The sequence below is a fragment of the Streptomyces aurantiogriseus genome (genome assembly GCF_014649375.1).
GTDB lineage: Bacteria > Actinomycetota > Actinomycetes > Streptomycetales > Streptomycetaceae > Streptomyces > Streptomyces aurantiogriseus.
The window spans coordinates 1-16,083 of sequence record NZ_BMSX01000006.1; the positions used below are offsets into that span (position 1 = coordinate 1).

Annotated in this window: 12 protein-coding genes; 8 read left to right on the forward strand and 4 right to left on the reverse strand. The window is 70.1% G+C overall.

Translation table 11 applies throughout. From position 1 onward, the window contains the following. The first annotated feature begins 374 nt into the window (after nt 1-374). Together IE263_RS14605 and ptsP are read left to right on the forward strand one after the other, a co-directional pair. Nucleotides 375-824, forward strand: a complete 450-nt coding sequence (locus IE263_RS14605) for a PTS sugar transporter subunit IIA (RefSeq protein ID WP_189936334.1) — start codon at nt 375-377, stop codon at nt 822-824. 78 nt (nt 825-902) lie between these two features. Beyond that, complete coding sequence (ptsP, locus tag IE263_RS14610) at nt 903-2,573, forward strand: phosphoenolpyruvate--protein phosphotransferase (RefSeq protein ID WP_189936336.1); 1,671 nt, start codon at nt 903-905, stop codon at nt 2,571-2,573. A gap of 74 nt (nt 2,574-2,647) precedes the next feature. Here ptsP and IE263_RS14615 read toward each other — a convergent pair whose 3' ends face one another. Together IE263_RS14615 and IE263_RS14620 are read right to left on the reverse strand one after the other, a co-directional pair. Then, nucleotides 2,648-3,550 (reverse strand): DUF8829 domain-containing protein, encoded by a 903-nt coding sequence (locus IE263_RS14615; RefSeq protein WP_189936338.1) that lies wholly within the window; start codon nt 3,548-3,550, stop codon nt 2,648-2,650. Between the two features lie 245 nt (nt 3,551-3,795). Then, on the reverse strand, nt 3,796-5,763 hold the full coding sequence (locus IE263_RS14620; RefSeq protein ID WP_189936340.1) for an acetoacetate--CoA ligase: 1,968 nt from the start codon (nt 5,761-5,763) through the stop codon (nt 3,796-3,798). A gap of 213 nt (nt 5,764-5,976) precedes the next feature. Between IE263_RS14620 and IE263_RS14625 the strand changes: the two genes are divergently transcribed. Further along, entirely contained in the window at nt 5,977-8,355 is a 2,379-nt protein-coding gene (locus tag IE263_RS14625) for a glycoside hydrolase family 31 protein (protein ID WP_189936342.1), read from the forward strand. Here the strand turns inward: IE263_RS14625 and IE263_RS14630 are convergent. Both IE263_RS14630 and IE263_RS14635 read right to left on the reverse strand, forming a co-directional pair. Beyond that, nucleotides 8,346-8,882 carry an NUDIX domain-containing protein gene (locus IE263_RS14630; RefSeq protein WP_189936344.1) on the reverse strand — a complete coding sequence of 179 codons (537 nt, stop codon included), beginning with the start codon at nt 8,880-8,882 and terminating at the stop codon, nt 8,346-8,348. The two genes, IE263_RS14625 and IE263_RS14630, sit on opposite strands and share 10 nt — an antisense overlap. A 46-nt stretch (nt 8,883-8,928) precedes the next feature. Further along, nucleotides 8,929-9,738, reverse strand: coding sequence for a M15 family metallopeptidase (locus IE263_RS14635; RefSeq protein ID WP_189936346.1), 810 nt, complete (start codon nt 9,736-9,738; stop codon nt 8,929-8,931). A gap of 161 nt (nt 9,739-9,899) precedes the next feature. Here IE263_RS14635 and IE263_RS14640 point away from each other — a divergent pair, with 161 nt between their 5' ends. The 5 genes from IE263_RS14640 to glpK all read left to right on the forward strand — a co-directional run bounded on the left by IE263_RS14640 (nt 9,900) and on the right by glpK (nt 15,962). After that, nucleotides 9,900-10,325, forward strand: coding sequence for a Zn-ribbon domain-containing OB-fold protein (locus IE263_RS14640; RefSeq protein WP_189936987.1), 426 nt, complete (start codon nt 9,900-9,902; stop codon nt 10,323-10,325). Further along, the gene (locus IE263_RS14645; protein WP_189936348.1) at nt 10,322-11,512 is read left to right on the forward strand and encodes a lipid-transfer protein; all 1,191 of its coding nucleotides are present in this window, start codon (nt 10,322-10,324) and stop codon (nt 11,510-11,512) included. Before IE263_RS14640 ends, IE263_RS14645 begins: the two co-directional genes overlap by 4 nt. A gap of 167 nt (nt 11,513-11,679) precedes the next feature. Further along, a complete protein-coding gene (locus IE263_RS14650) occupies nt 11,680-13,335 on the forward strand; it encodes a GGDEF domain-containing protein (RefSeq protein ID WP_189936351.1) in 1,656 nt (551 codons plus the stop codon). A gap of 336 nt (nt 13,336-13,671) precedes the next feature. Continuing rightward, the gene (locus IE263_RS14655) at nt 13,672-14,421 is read left to right on the forward strand and encodes an MIP/aquaporin family protein (protein ID WP_189936353.1); all 750 of its coding nucleotides are present in this window, start codon (nt 13,672-13,674) and stop codon (nt 14,419-14,421) included. Between the two features lie 20 nt (nt 14,422-14,441). Next, a complete protein-coding gene (gene glpK, locus IE263_RS14660) occupies nt 14,442-15,962 on the forward strand; it encodes a glycerol kinase GlpK (protein WP_189936355.1) in 1,521 nt (506 codons plus the stop codon). Nucleotides 15,963-16,083: the final 121 nt, after the last annotated feature.

A 16,083-nucleotide genomic window follows, 5' to 3' on the forward strand; every position in this document is an offset into this window, starting at 1 on the left:
TTCCTTTGTACTCACCCGAGAGACTCTCTCAGGCTTTCCTCCGGGCGCTTCCCTTCGGTGTTTCCAACTCTACCAGGGTTTTTCCGGCCCCCTGACCACCCTCCCGCAGGCATGCAGAAGATGATCCAGAGATAGGATCTGACAAGTTGGATGCTGCTCGGTTAAGCGCGCTTGTTTGCGTCGCTCACCCTCAAGCAGGAGTACGACTGTACACGGGGCCCCGGAGCGCGTGCAAATCCCCTAGACTGGTGGTCTAGACCACGGAGGAGCTCTCGTGCGGAACCGGTAGTTCATGTGACATACCCTGCTGCACAGTGCGTCGTCCGGGGTAGCAGTGACGGCCCATATACATCTCCACCCCTGGGAGGCTTCCCATGACCACCGTGACGTCCCCCCTGGCAGGACGCGCCATCGGACTGGCCTCGGTGCCTGATCCGGTCTTCTCCGGGGCCATGGTCGGCCCGGGGACGGCGATCGACCCGGTGCGTGAGCCTTCCGAGGCTGTCGCACCCGTGGACGGAGTCATCGTCTCCCTCCACCCGCACGCCTTCGTCGTGGTCGACGCCGATGGACATGGCGTGCTCACCCACCTCGGTATCGACACTGTGCAGCTCAACGGCAAAGGCTTCGAGCTCCTCGTGAACAAGGGCGACACCGTGACGCGCGGACAGGGCATCGTGCGCTGGAATCCGGCCGCTGTCGAAGAGGCCGGCAAGTCCGCGGTGTGCCCGATCGTGGCGCTGGAGGCCACTGCCGACGCACTCGGTGAGCTCCGCGACGACGGCGACGTGAAGACTGGCGACGTTCTCTTTTCCTGGCGCTGAGGCCGAGGCCGTCGTATGACGGCACGTAGGACTACCACCGCGGCGGCGGGACCCGCCGCACTATCGGAGACGGGTGAGATGGAGACAACGCTGCGAGGCGTCGGCGTGAGCCACGGTGTGGCGATCGGCGAGGTTCGGCACATGGGAACGGCGGTGCTCGAACCGCCCGCCAAGCAGATCCCGGCGGAGGAGGCGGAGCGTGAACAGGGGCGCGCCCGCAAGGCCGTGGAAGCTGTGGCAGCCGACTTGATTGCGCGCGGCAATCTGGCGGGGGGCGAAGCCCAGGCGGTGCTGGAGGCGCAGGCCATGATGGCTCAGGATCCTGAGCTGATGGCCGACGTGGACCGGCGCATCGCCGTCGGGAGCACGGCCGAACGTGCCGTGTACGACGCATTCGCCGCCTACCGCGAGTTGTTGGCAGGGGCCGGCGAGTATCTCGCTGGTCGCGTGGCTGACCTTGATGATGTGCGGAATCGTATCGTCGCCCGTCTGCTGGGCGTTCCGATGCCGGGTGTCCCGGACAGCGACGAGCCGTATGTGCTCGTGGCGCGGGACCTGGCGCCGGCCGACACGGCTCTGCTGGACCCGACGCTGGTGCTCGGGTTCGTCACCGAAGAAGGCGGGCCGACCAGCCACAGCGCGATTCTTGCGCGTGCCCTGGGCGTGCCGGCCGTCGTGGCGCTGCCGGGTGCCGGTGAGCTCGCCGAGGGGACGATGATCGCCGTCGACGGCAGCACCGGCGAGATCTTCGTGAACCCGAGCGAGGACAAGAAGGCGCAGCTCGAGGCTGCGGCGGCGGAGCGCAAGGCGGCGCTCTCCGCCTCGACCGGGCCGGGTGCCACCGCCGACGGTCACAAGGTGCCGCTCCTGGCGAACGTCGGCGGGCCTGTCGACGTGCCGGCCGCCGTCGAGGCGGGCGCCGAGGGTGTCGGTCTGTTCCGCACCGAGTTTCTCTTCCTCGACGACAGCAAGAACGCGCCGTCCGAAGAGAAGCAGGTCGAGGCCTATCGGCAGGTGCTCGAGGCGTTCCCCGAGGGGCGGGTCGTCGTGCGCGTGCTGGATGCGGGGGCGGACAAGCCGCTGGACTTCCTGACCCCGGCGGACGAACCGAACCCGGCCCTGGGCGTGCGTGGTCTGCGGACCTTGCTGGACCACCCCGAGGTCCTGCGCACCCAGCTGACGGCTCTGGCGAAGGCCGCCGAGGGGCTGCCGGTCTACCTCGAGGTGATGGCCCCGATGGTGGCGGACCGCGCCGACGCCAAGGCGTTCGCGGACGCGTGCCGTGCGGCGGGACTGCAGGCGAAGTTCGGTGCGATGGTGGAGATCCCGTCGGCTGCGCTGCGGGCCCGTTCGATCCTCCAGGAGGTCGAGTTCCTGTCGCTGGGGACGAACGATCTCGCCCAGTACACCTTCGCCGCCGACCGTCAGGTGGGTGCGGTGTCCCGTCTGCAGGATCCTTGGCAGCCCGCGCTGCTCGACCTGGTCGCGCTGTCCGCCGAGGCGGCCAAGGCCGAGGGCAAGAGCTGTGGTGTCTGTGGCGAGGCCGCGTCCGACCCGCTGCTCGCGTGTGTGCTGACTGGTCTGGGGGTCACCTCCCTGTCCATGGGTGCGGCATCGATTCCTTATGTACGGGCGACGCTGGCGAAGTACACGTTGGCGCAGTGCGAGCGGGCCGCTGCGGCCGCGCGTGCGGCCGACAGTGCCGAGGAGGCACGGAACGCTGCGCAGGCCGTGTTGTCCGGTGAGTAGTCGGAGGACCCTGTCGGTGCTCGGCTGGTGACAAGGGGCGCTCCGCCTTCGGTGGAGCGCCCCTTGTCATGGGGTCAGTGGTGATGGCCCGGCATCGGTCCTTCCGGCTTCTCCTGGCCGAGGTCGGGCGGTTCGCAGTAGTCGACTCCGGCCTCGGGCGGGATGAGGTCTCCGGATACGACGTCGGTGCAGTAGGCGTCGAAGACCTCGCCGGCTGTGAGGGGTTCGAGTCCGTCGCCGCGCAGCCGCCATCCGTAGATCTGGTCGGGGGCGTCTGGGCTGCTGGTGCGCATGACCATGCCGCCGGGGCTCTGGGTGGCGAGGCCGAGTGCGAGGACGGTGGTGAATTCGAGGGCTTCGGCCTCGTCGAGTGGAGTGGTGCCGTTGGCCGGCCCATCGGCGTGGAGGACCGCGACGAGGGTTTCGGGGGTTCCCGTGACGCTGCACACGAGGTGCCGGTTGCCCGGTGGTGCGGTGTCGAGGATGCGGGCGAGGAGAGCGGAGGCGCGTGCGAATGCCGCACGGCCGAGATCTTCGCCGCAGGTCGTGCAGGCGCCGAGGCGGGCCAGGAGGGTGGCCGCGTACTCCCAGGTCGCCTGCCGGACCGCTTCGTCGACGAGGGCGGGCACAAGGTCTGCCAGGGGCTGGCCTTCGTAGGGAATGGTGGGGCCGGTCGTGGCGAGTTCGGCCGTGAAGCGGGTGCGGTGGGCTGGGACGTCGGGGTCGAGGCCCTTGGCCGCGCAGTACTCGGCGTACTCCTGCGGGTCGAAGAGGGCGACTGTGGTGTGGATGCCCTGGAGAGCGCGTGTCTTGAGGAGGTCCTCGACCTGCTGGAGGTAGGTGGCGTGGTCCTCGAAGGTGAAGCTGCGGTAGCGCCGCATGGCACGGAAGTCGTGTTCGTCAGTGAGCAGGCCGATGGTGCCCGCGATTTCACGGCGCAGGACGCGTCGCATGGTCTGGTGGTCGGTCTGTGCCATGTTTCCCCCTGTGTGCGCAGTCGATCAATGCTCACTCACAGTAATCTAAAGCACTGACAACGGGCCGGAGCGTACCGGCCGCGATGCCAGGCGGCGCTGGAAACTCGCAGCTCAGAGCGGTGGTGCAGGAGACGATGGCCACCCGACGGGGCCGATGGTGATCGTCACGGCGGGTGGTCATTCGGGGTCGTGGGCGTCAGGTCCGAGACCGGCTGGGGCGAGTGAACGGTCTGTGCGCGGGGTGGTCAGGCTCGCTTGCGTGCGAGGTCCTCGTAGAAGTGGAGCAGATCCAGGTTGTCGATGGATCCCGGGTTGACCGCCTTTTCCAGCGGGGTGCCTTGCAGGAGGCGCTTGACCGGGACCTCGATGCGTTTCCCGGTGAGGGTGTGCGGGACGCCGGGAACCTCGATGATCTCGTCGGGGACGTGGCGCGGGGAGAGCTGTTCGCGGATGGTCTGTTTGATCCGGTTGAGGAGGCTCTCGTCGAGGACGACTCCCGGAGCCAGGTGGACGAAGAGGGGCATCCAGTAGCCTCCGTCAGGCTGCTCGATGCCGATGACCAGGGACTCCTTGATCTCGGGCAGGCGCTCGACGGCCTCGTAGATGTCGGCCGAGCCCATGCGTACGCCCTGTCGGTTGAGCGTGGAGTCGGAGCGGCCGTGGATGATGACCGAGCCTCGTGAGGTGACGGTGATCCAGTCGCCATGGCGCCATACGCCGGGGTAGGTGTCGAAGTAGCTGTCGTGGTAGCGGCTGCCGTCGGGGTCGTTCCAGAAGTAGACCGGCATGGACGGCATGGGGTTGCTGACAACTAGTTCGCCGACCTCGTCGATGACGGGGTGACCGGCCGGGTCCCAGGACTGCAGGTCGGTGCCGAGGCCGGGTGCCTGGAGTTCGCCGGTGTACACCGGGAGGGTCGGGACGGCTCCGGCGAAGCAGGAGCACACGTCCGTGCCGCCACTGACCGATGCGATCCACAGGTCGTCGCGGACCTCGTCGTGCAGCCAGCGAAAGCCGTCGGGCGGCAAGGGCGAGCCGGTGGTGGCCACGCACTGGATCCTGGAGAGGTCGAAGTCGCGCGCCGGGTGGATGTCCGCCTTGCGGCAGGCCATGACGTACGCCGCCGAGGTGCCGTAGAGGGTGGCTCCTGTGCGTTCGGCGACGCGCCACTGGGCGCCGGTGTCGGGGTAGCCCGGGCTGCCGTCGTAGAGGACGACCGTGGTGCCGGTCAGGAGGCCGGAGACGAGGAAGTTCCACATCATCCAGCCGGTCGAGGTGTACCAGAAGAAACGATCTTCGGGGCCCAGGTCGCAGTGCAGGCCGAGCTGCTTGAGGTGTTCGACCAGGATGCCGCCCTGGGACTGGACGATGGCTTTGGGCAGGCCGGTCGTACCCGAGGAGTAGAGCACCCACAGGGGGTGGTCGAAGGGGACCTGTTCGAAGACGGGTTCTTCGTCTGCGGCCGTGAGGGCCGACCAGTCCAGGGCTCCCTCGGGCGCCTTGGTGCCCAGGAGCGGGATATGGACGACGGCGCGCAGTGTGGGCAGTTCGCGGCGCAGTTCGGCGACGACGTCACGGCGGTCGTGCTCCTTGCCGCCGTAACGGTAGCCGTCGACGGTGAACAGGACGACGGGCTCGACCTGCTGGAAACGGTCGAGGACACTGCGAGCGCCGAAGTCGGGGGCGCAGGAGGTCCACACGCCGCCGACGGCAGCAGTGGCAAGGAGGGCGACGACGGCCTGGGGGACGTTCGGGAGATAGCCGCTGATCCGGTCTCCCGGGCGGACGCCGAGGCCGCGCAGTTCGGCGGCGAGGGAGCCGACCTGACGGCGCAGCTCGGACCAGGTCACTGGGCGCGGCTCATGGGTCTCGTCGACGTACAGGAGAGCCGGTTGGTCCGAGCGGGTGGCGGCGGCGCGCAGGGCGTGCTCGGCGTAGTTCACCGTCGCCCCGGGGAACCACTGGGCGCCGGGCATGGAGCGGTCGCCGAGCACGCGCGCGTAGGGGCTTGCGAACCGTACGTCGAACCACTCCGTGACGGCTTTCCAGAACGTCTCCAGTTCGTCCACGGACCAGCGGTGCAGGGCCGGATAGCCGCCTTCGGCGGGGGCTCCGTGGTGCTCGGCCGCCCAGGATTGGAACCTGGTGATCTGGGCCTGGGCGATGCGCTGCGGATCGGGCCGCCAGAGCGGCTCGGGGTTCACGGTCGACATGGGGCGGCTCCCGGACTGTGCGCGTCGTGTGCGTCGCTCGCGCACGTGCTGGGGTGTGCGCGTCACGCGGCTGACACGGACGATGCCATGTGATCGACTTCTACACCAGGGCGTGCCCCACACAGTCCGTGTCGTGAAGATGTGGTCCCGGCACGGGTGAACGGCAGTTGAACGGCACGCGCGCGGGGGACGGCGAGTGGCAGGGTGGGCAGCATGGACGGTCGTGACCTGGTGCGTTCGATGAAGGCGGTTGGTTCCGCGGGGGCGGCCCAGCGTTTGCGCACCGTGCGGGCCGCGTGGCGCAGACGGCGCGCCGACGCCGGCGGGCTGCCGGCCAGGGGCACCGAGCGGGCGCGCGTGCCGGGGCAGGTGCAGGAGGTGGAGCCGGCTCCCGGTGGCGGAACGGTTCGGTTCAGTCGCTCGGAGCTGCGGATCCGGGTGACCGTCAGCGGGGCCGTGTTCTGGGGCTGGGACGGGGCCGAACCCGAGCCGTCGTACGCGCTGGCCGGGCGCTGCCCCGAGGCGGATCCTCGGGCCGTGCTGGAGCCGGACAAGGACGGTGGCTGGCGGGTCGTCGCCGAGCGGGTGACGGTCGTGATCTCGCGGCACGGTGCGATCGAGGTGCGCACGCCGGGAGGGGTGACGCTGCGGCGCGATCTGCCACCGCGATGGTGGGAGCCGCAGCACGGGGGCCCGGGGCGCTGGATGCAGCGGTCGGAGGTGGCGGCGGACGCGCGGTTCTTCGGGCTCGGCGGGCGGGCGTCCGGGCCGCGTCTGCGTGAGGGGACGTACCGCCTGTGGAACACCGATCCCGGTCACGCGTTCGACCGCGGGGACGATCCGCTCTATCTCACGATGCCGGTGCAGCTGGTGGTGGCCGATGCGGCCACGCACCTGGCGTTCCACGACACCTCCTGGGACGGCACGGTGACGTTGCGGGAGGGCGAGGAGGGGGCCGGCTCGGGGCACGACCGGGCTGGGACGTCCGAGCTGCGGATGGACGGCGGCCCGCTGCGCTGCTGGGTGATGGTGGGCACCCCCGCGCGCGTGCTGCTCACTTGGGCCTCGCTCACCGGCGCGCCGGCGCTGCCGCCCGCGTGGGCGCTCGGGCACCATCACGCGCGCTGGGGTTTCGGGAGCGAGCAGGAGGTGCGGCGCATCGTGGCGGGCTACCAGGAGCGTGGCCTGCCGCTCGACGCGGTCCACCTGGACATCGACCACCTCGACGACCACCAGGTGTTCACCGTCGACCAGGAGCGCTTTCCCAAGCTGCCGGTGCTCGCCGAGGAGCTGCGGCGGGACGGGATCGGTCTGGTGTCGATCGTCGACCCGGCGGTGAAGGCAGAGCCGGGCAACGCCGTCTACGACAGCGGGGTCACCGAGGACGCGTTCGTGCGGGACGCCTCCGGACGGCTCGTCGAGGGTGTGGTGTGGCCCGGTGAGGCGGTCTACCCGGACTTCACGCACGCGCGCGTGCGGCGTTGGTGGGGAGGCCTCTACGCGGAGCGGATCGCGCAGGGGTTCTCGGGTTTCTGGCACGACATGAACGAGCCCACGTCGTTCACCGCCTTCGGCGAGTCGACCCTTCCGCGGTCGGCCCGGCACGCTCTGGAGGGGCGAGGCGGCGATCACCGCGAGGCGCACAACGTCTACGGGCTGTGCATGGCCCAGGCGGGCCACGAGGGGCTGCGGGAGCTGCTGCCCGAGAAGCGCCCGTTCGTCTTCTCCCGCTCCGGCTGGGCCGGCCTGCAGCGCTACGGCGGCACCTGGTCCGGTGATGTCGCCACGGGCTGGCCCGGGCTGCGGGTGTCCCTGTCGCTGGTCATGGGGCTCGGGCTGTGCGGGGTGCCGTACTCGGGGCCGGACGTGGGCGGTTACGACGGCAGCCCGTCTCCCGAGCTCTATCTGCGCTGGTTCCAGCTGGGCGCCTACCTGCCACTGTTCCGTACACACGCGAGTCTGCGGGCGGGGCGCAGGGAGCCGTGGGAGTTCGGTGCGGAGGTACTGGAGCACGCACGCGTGGCGCTCGTCGAACGGCGGCGGCTGCTGCCCTACTTCATGACGCTGGCGCATCTGGCCCGGCGGACGGGGGCTCCCTATGTGCGTCCGCTGTGGTGGGGATCACCGGAGGACCGGGCTCTGCGGGACTGCGAGGACGCCTTCCTGCTGGGTGACTGTCTTCTGGTGGCACCAGTGCTCGATCCGGGCACGGACCGGCGGGCGGTGCAGTTGCCGCGGGGGCTCTGGTACGACACGGCGACCGGGAAGGCGTACGAAGGCTCGGGGCAGGTGCTCGTCGATGCTCCCTTGGCGCGTATTCCGGTGCTCGCGCGCGCGGGTGCCGTGATACCGGTGCGTGGGGAGGACGGCAGTCTGGAGCTGGAGGTGTGGGCGCCGGCTCGGGGGCGGACGGGGGGCGGTCTGGTGGTGCAGGACGCTGGCGATGGCTGGGAGGAGCCCGAGGTCGAGCGGTATGCCGCCCGCTGGGAGGCCGGCCGGGGGGTCGTCGTCGAGCGGGAGGGTGAGGACGGCGTGCGCGAGCCGTCTCACCCCGTGCGCGTACGCGGGCTCGGCGGGGAGCCTCAGACGTAGCGGCCCTCGAAGAACGCCCGTGCGGCGAGCGTGTGCAGCGGGAAGGCCAGCTCCTCCGGCCTGCGCAGGAGGTGCCAACCCTCCGTCTCGTCCGTGGCGGCCGACGTCGGCAGACGATCCGCAGGGCGTTCCGGCAGAAGGCCGAACAGGAGGAGATGGCCGTCGGGGGAGCTCATCGCGTCGACGAGGCGTACGTCGCGGCTCGCGGCCTCGATACTCGTCTCCTCCCTGAGTTCGCGGACTACGGCCTGCCGCCAGTCCTCTCGGTCGTCGATGTAGCCGCCGGGCAGTGCGATGCCCCCGCGCGCGGGGTCGACGGTGCGGGTGATGACGACCAGGGCGGTGCCCTTCGTGTCGTACACGGGCTGGAGCGCGATCGCGACCGGTAGCGGGTTGCGGTAGGCCACGGTGGCGCAGGCCGGGCAGGTGCGGGGCCAGCCGGTGACGCCCTCCCCGTAGAGCGCTCCACAGCTCGAACAGTGGGAGTCGCGCGCGGAGTTGGAACTGGAGTGCTGAGTTTCGGACACGCGGCGGACTGTATCCGATCATGGGAGGGCGTCGCGCGCGGGCTGTTCAGAACGCCTTGTCGAGCGACTTGGCGCAGACGGGAAAGTCGAAGTAGGTGTCCGGGTACGGCTCGGGCTTGAAGGTGTAGTGCCACCACTCCTCGGCGAGGTTGGCGAAACCGAGCTCTTCGAGGGTGCCCTTGAGGAGCAGCCGGTTGGCGCGCTGCTCGCCCTGGATACGCGGGTCGAGCGTGTGACTGAGGGTGTCGAAGCAGTCGAAGCCGGTGCCCATGTCCACGGAGTTGTCGGGGAAGCGCTCCTGTTGCGGTGCGTAGCACGGCACGAGGGGTTCGCCGGGGACGTAGGGCCTGGTCGGTCGGGCCGGTAGCTTCACCAGGGTGAGATCAACGGTCGAACCGCGGCTGTGGCCGGATTTCTCGGCGATGTAACCGTCCTCGAACAGACGGGTCTTGTCGACGTTCGGGTAGAACTCCCTCTTCATGGCCTGGTCGTCGAGGTCCTGTGCCCAGCGGACGAAGTGGTTCACCGCGCGCTGCGGCCGGTAGCAGTCGTAGACCTTGAGTGTGTAGCCCTGGCGCAGGAGCTTCGTCTGTGCGTTGTGGAGGGCTTCGGCGGCCGGCCGGGTGAGGATGCACAGCGGCTGTCGGTAGCCGTCGACGCGTTCCCCGACGAAGTTGTGCGGGGTGAAGTAGCGCATCTCCTGGAGGATCGTCGGGTCCACGGTTCTGAGGGCGACGAAGTCCGCCGGGGCCTTGGGCTCTGTTCCGGCCCGGGCGGTGGCGGAGGCGGCGGTCACGGTCAGCAGGGCGGCGAGCAGGGTGACGAAACCGCGCCCAGCACTGGAGAGTCGTGTCATGTCTCCTGCATCTATCAGGATCGGGTTCCGCCGGGGAAGCGATCGCATGCAGTCGGTCCTGTCCGTGGGACGCCTGCCCATCTGCTCGTGAGCATGTCAGACTTCTGACGCTCCGTCAGACCCCCTCTTCGGGAGGCGCCTTGTCACGTACACGTACACCTGTGGTCGCCGGGTGGTTCACCGGGGACGGGAACGCCTTCAGACTGCTCGGGACGCGATGCTCGGCGTGCAGCTCGGTCTTCTTCCCCCGAGCGGACACGTACTGCCGCAATCCGGGATGCGACGGTGGGGAGTTGGAGGAGGTCCCGCTGTCGCGGCGAGGGCGCGTCTGGTCGTACACGGACAGCCGTTACCGGCCTCCGTCACCCTATGTGACCGATCCGGAACTTCCATGGGAGCCGTACGCGTTGATCGCTGTGGAGCTGGAGTCCGAGCGCATGGTGGTGCTGGGACAGGCGGTTCCCGGGATCACCGTCGCCGATCTGGCGGTGGGCATGGAGGTGGAGGTCGTCCCCGGAGTGCTTCATGAGGACGCGGAGACGACCTGGACGACCTGGCACTGGCGGCCGACGGAGGTGAGGGGATGACGGCGGAGGTGGCGGTGCTCGGCGTGGGAATGCACCCGTGGGGCAAGTGGGGACGCAGTTTCGTCGAGTACGGCGTGGTGGCGGCGCGTGCGGCGCTCGACGACGCGGGCCTGGCCTGGCGGGACGTCGGCTCGGTCGTCGGTGCGGACACCGTGCGTGGCGGTTACCCGGGGTATGTGTCCGGGGCGACCTTCGCGCAGGCCCTGGGCTGGCAGGGGACCAGGGTGACGAGCGTGTATGCCGCGTGTGCCTCGGGGGCGCAGGCGATCAACGCGGCGCGGGCACAGATCCTCGCGGGGCTGGCGGACGTGGTGCTGGTGGTGGGTGCCGACGCCGCGCCCAAGGGCTTCTTCCGCCCTGCGGGCGGGGACCGTCCGGACGACCCCGACTGGCTGCGGTTCCGGGTGCTCGGCGCGACCAACCCCACGTACTTCGGGCTGTACGCGCGCCGGCGCATCGCGGTGCACGGAGACACGCTGGAGGACTTCGCCCGGGTCAAGGTGAAGAACGCCGCCATGGGGGCGCTGAATCCGAACGCGCGGTACCGCGCGCGGGTCACTGCCGAGGAGGTCGCCGCGTCCGCGGTGGTCGCCGATCCGCTGCGGCTGCTGGACATCTGCGCGACCTCGGACGGTGGGGCGGCGGTGGTGCTGTCCAGCATGGAGTTCGCGCGGCGGCACGGGGCAGCGGATCCGGTGCGGATCCGGGCGGTGGCCACCGTGACTCCCCGTTATCCCAACACGATGCTGGACCTGCCGGACATCGCGACCGACTCGGCGGTGGCGACGGAGCCTCATGGCGAGCCGTTCAGGGCGTCGATCGCGGCGGCCGCCTACGAGGAGGCGGGCGTCGGGCCCGAGGATCTGTCCCTGGCCGAGGTCTACGACCTGTCCACGGCATTGGAGTTGCAGTGGTACGAGGACCTCGGGCTGTGCGGCGAGGGCGAGGGCGCCAAGCTGCTGCGGGAGGGTGTGACAGCTCCGGGCGGCCGTATACCGGTGAACGCGAGCGGCGGACTGGCCTCGTTCGGGGAAGCGGTGCCGGCTCAGGCGATCGCCCAGGTCTGCGAGGTGACGTGGCAGTTGAGAGGGCAGGCGGGCGAGCGTCAGGTCAGTGGCGCGCGTGTTGGTATCACGGCGAACCAGGGGCTGTTCGGGCACGGATCGGCGGTGGTCGCGGTGCGGTGACAAGGAGAGGGGGCCGGTGCGGGTCGGTGGGTGTTTGCAACGGACTGTCGTCGCGGCACAGGGCGTGCTCCGGCACGCGGTCTGACGCTCTGTGAGCACCCCGGAATGCTGCGTGAACGTCTCATGAACTGGGCCTGGGCGCACGCCCGCGGCGACATCATGCTCCCGTGCACTCCTGGACGGATACTCTCCGCTTCGCCTTCCAGCCGGTGGTCAACCTGACCACCGGAGGTGTGGCGGGGCTGGAGATCCTCGCCCGCCCGGAGACCGGCGACATCCTGGCGGAGGCCCGGCGGGATCCCGAACTCGACGGTCAGCTGGCCGTGTTGGCGGTGCGGGCCGCGGTCCGCAAGGAGACGTTGCTGCCGCTGCACGTGAACGTGTTCGCCGGCACCCTGGCCGACCTCGGCGGTCTCACCCCGCTGCACGACGCCGTGCGGGAGGCGGGGCGGCTGCCGTGGGAGGTGACGCTCGACGTCGTCCCGCCGTACACGCACGTGCCGCAGCGGGCGCTGCTGGAGGCGCTGGCCGCGCTGCGAGACCAGGGTTTCCGCATCAGCGCGGACGGCGTCGGCGACGGGGACCTGCCGCTGCGGCTGCTCACGGACATCGCGCCGGACCTGGTGAAACTCGACGCGTCCCTGCTGGCGCGGCCGGCGGCCGTGCGGGCGATGCGGACGCTGTGCGACGAACTGGGAGCACTGCTGGCGGTCGAGGGCGTGGAGACCGAACTGCAGTGTGCGGCGGCGCAGTCGGCCGGTGCGCAGCTCGCTCAGGGTGAGCTGTTGGCACCGCCCGCCCGCTTGCCCGCGGCCGACGTGTACGTGCCGTCGCGCTCCTTCGGCGTCGCGTCGGCGCCCCGGTCGGGGCCGTCGGTACGGGAGTTCGTCCGGCCGGCCGCGCTGTTGCCCGCAGGCGCCTCAGCCGGTCAGGTACGGGCGCTGTTGACGGGGTCACCGGACGTGTCCGGAGTGCTACTCGTCGATCAGGAGGGCGTGCCGGTCCGGTCGGTGCACCGGTCGCGCTTCCTGCTGTCGATGTCGGGGCGCTACGGACACGCCCTGTACGCCGACCGGCCGGCGGCCAAGCTCGGCGACCCGCCGCGCACGGTGGGCATCGACGCGACGGCGTGGGAGGTGCTGGACGTGGTCGCGGACGGCGGCCGGGACCGTACGTCAGACGACGTGGCCGTCGTCGACCACTACGGGCGGTGCGTGGGCGTCGTCCGTCTCGCGGACCTCGTGCGGGCACTGGCCGAGACGCGGGTCGAGGAGGCGGCGGGACTCAATCCGCTGACGCGGCTGCCCGGTTCGGACGCGATCACCGGGGAGGTGGACCGACGTATCGCGGACGGGCGGACCTTCGCGCTGAGCTGGCTGGACGTCGACCACTTCAAGCAGGTCAACGACGGAGCAGGGTTCGCCGCCGGGGACGAGTTGATCCGGTCGGTGGGGCGGACGTTGCAGGTCTCGGCGTCCGGAAGCACGCGTGTGGGGCACATCGGTGGTGACGACTTCCTGGTTCTGGCCGATCCGGAGGGTCTGAATCCGCTGGCCGCCTCGGTGCTGGACCCGCCGTGGTCGGCGGGCGGGCGCCCGGTCACCCTGTCGCTGGCCACAATCCTCTGCCCGCCGGGCAGCGTGACGGACCATCGCCAGGCAGCGGCCTGCCTGGCGCCACTGAAGAAGGTCGCGAAGGCCCTTCGCGGGGCGAGTTGGGTGGTGGGGCGGGCGGGAGTGCCGGGGCACGAGGTGCGGCGGGGGTCGCTGCCGGTGGGAAGGGCGGGATCGGGAGTGGTGGGGGTGGAGCCGGGCGTGGGGTGACGGATTCAACACTCCGTGCGGCCAACGACCGGCCACCCACCGGTTCCCGGCTTCCTCAACGGTTGCCGTCACGCTCCTTGACGCTCCCTGGGCGCCGGTGAACACTTCCCGGTGTCAGCCGACATCGCCGTACATTCACGATGTATCAGGCGCCGTGCCACAAGGGCTCCCAGCCCATGGCTCACTTCCCCACGGGCGATTCGGCTACGACGGCACGCTCGTCACGGACGCCGGGCGGGGCGCGGGACCTCCCTGCCTTGGCCGAAGCAGCCACGGGAACCGCACCCTGCACGGAGCACCGGGGTCGATCACCCCGGGCCGGGCCTAGGAGCCGCCATGAGCAACGGAGACATATTCGTCGGTGAGGTCATCGGAACCGCGATCCTCATCCTGTTCGGCGCGGGCGTCTGCGCCGCCGTCACCCTCAGATACTCCAAGGCGCGGGCCTCGGGGTGGGTCGTGATCGCCTTCGGGTGGGGGTTCGGCGTGCTGGCCGGGGCGTACACCGCCGCACCGCTGTCCGGCGGGCAACTCAATCCGGCGGTCACCCTCGGGATCGCCGTCGACACGGGCAAGTGGGACAAGGTCTGGATCTACTTCCTGGGGCAGATCGTCGGCGCGATGCTCGGCGCCGTCCTCGCGTACCTGGTGTATCTCGCTCAGTTCCAGGCGAACGTACGGCAGACGGGTACGACGGAGGGCACGGCGGAGGAACCGACGCCGACCCTCGGTGTCTTCTCCACCATTCCCGAGATCCGGAATCCTGTCGCCAACCTGATCACGGAGATCATCGCGACTGTCGCGCTCGTCCTGCCGATCCTCGCCTTCGGGCTGACGAAAGGGCTCGGCCAGTCCGGCACGCTCGTCCTGATCGTGTCCCTGCTCGTCGTCGGTATCGGTCTCTCCCTCGGCGGGCCCACCGGTTATGCCATCAACCCGGCGCGGGACCTCGGCCCACGCATCGTGCACACCTTCCTGCCGATCCCGAACAAGGGCACCTCCGACTGGGGTTACGCCTGGATCCCGGTCGTCGGCCCGCTGATCGGCGGAGCGCTCGCCGGCCTCCTCTACAACGCAGCCTTCTGAACCCAGCCCAAGGGGTAGCCATGACGGACAACGCCGAGAAGTACGTCGCCGCAATCGACCAGGGCACCACCTCGAGCCGCTGCATCATCTTCGACCGGAACGGCGCGATCGTCGCCGTCGACCAGCGCGAGCACCGTCAGATCTTCCCGAGGCCCGGCTGGGTGGAGCACGACGCCACCGAGATCTGGTCCAAGGTCCAGGCGGTGGTCGCCGGAGCGATCGCCAAGGCCGGGCTACGCGCCGAGCAGATCAGCGCGCTGGGCATCACCAACCAGCGCGAAACGACCGTGCTGTGGGACCGCGCCACGGGCAAGCCGGTGCACAACGCGATCGTGTGGCAGGACACCCGGACCGCCGCGCTCTGCAACGAGCTGGGGGGCACCGATGGCCAGGACCGCTTCCGCGAGCAGACCGGGCTGCCGTTGGCCAGCTACTTCTCGGGGCCGAAAGCGGCCTGGCTGCTCGACAGCGTGCCCGGCCTCAGGGACCGCGCCGAACGCGGCGAGATCGCCTTCGGCACCATCGACTCCTGGCTCATCTGGAATCTCACCGGCGGCGTCGACGGCGGCCGGCACGTGACCGACGTGACCAACGCCGGGCGCACCATGCTGATGAACCTGGAGACGCTCCAGTGGGACGCGTCGATCCTGTCCGCGATGAGCGTGCCCGAGGCCGTCCTGCCCGAGATCAGGTCCTCCGCCGAGGTGTACGGCACCGCGGTGGGCCAGCTCTCCGGCGTGCCCGTCGCCTCGGCGCTGGGCGACCAGCAGGCGGCGGTCTTCGGTCAGGCCTGCTACGACGTGGGGGCGGCGAAGAACACGTACGGGACGGGCAGCTTCCTGCTGCTGAACACCGGCAACCGACCGGTGCCGTCGAAGAGTGGGCTGCTGACGACGATGGGCTACAAGATCGGCGAGGAGGCGCCCGTCTACTGCCTGGAGGGTTCGATCGCCATAACGGGCGCGCTCGTGCAGTGGTTCCGGGACCAGCTCGGCATCATCCGTACGGCTGACGAAATCGAGACACTGGCGGCGAGTGTCGACGACAACGGCGGCGCGTACATCGTGCCCGCGTTCTCCGGGCTGTTCGCGCCGTACTGGCGGTCCGACGCGCGCGGTGTCGTCACCGGGCTCACACGGTACGTCACGAAGGCGCATCTCGCGCGCGCGGTGCTGGAGGCGACGAGCTGGCAGACGCGGGAAGTCGTGGACGCCATGTACCAGGACTCCGGGGTGCAGATCACGACCCTCAAGGTGGACGGCGGCATGACGAAGAACAACCTGCTCATGCAGCACCAGGCGGACGTGCTCGGGGTGCCCGTGATCCGGCCCCGTGTCTCCGAGACGACCTGCCTGGGCGCAGCGTACGCGGCCGGGCTGGCCACCGGCGTGTGGAACGACCTCGACGAGTTGAAGGCTCACTGGCAGAAGGACGCCGAGTGGACGCCGTCGATGGAGGCGTCGGTGCGGGACCGGGAGTACCGCAACTGGCGCAGGGCGGTGGAGAAGAGCTTCGGGTGGGTCGCGGACGGCGAGGGCTAGGCGGCACGCGGCGGTGTGGCCTCGGACCGCACGCGCGTGTGGGGCTCGATGTGCCGTACGCGCGCGTGCGTCCACGTTGAGCCGCGGCCCGTAGCCCTGTCGGCGGGCTACGGGCCGTGCG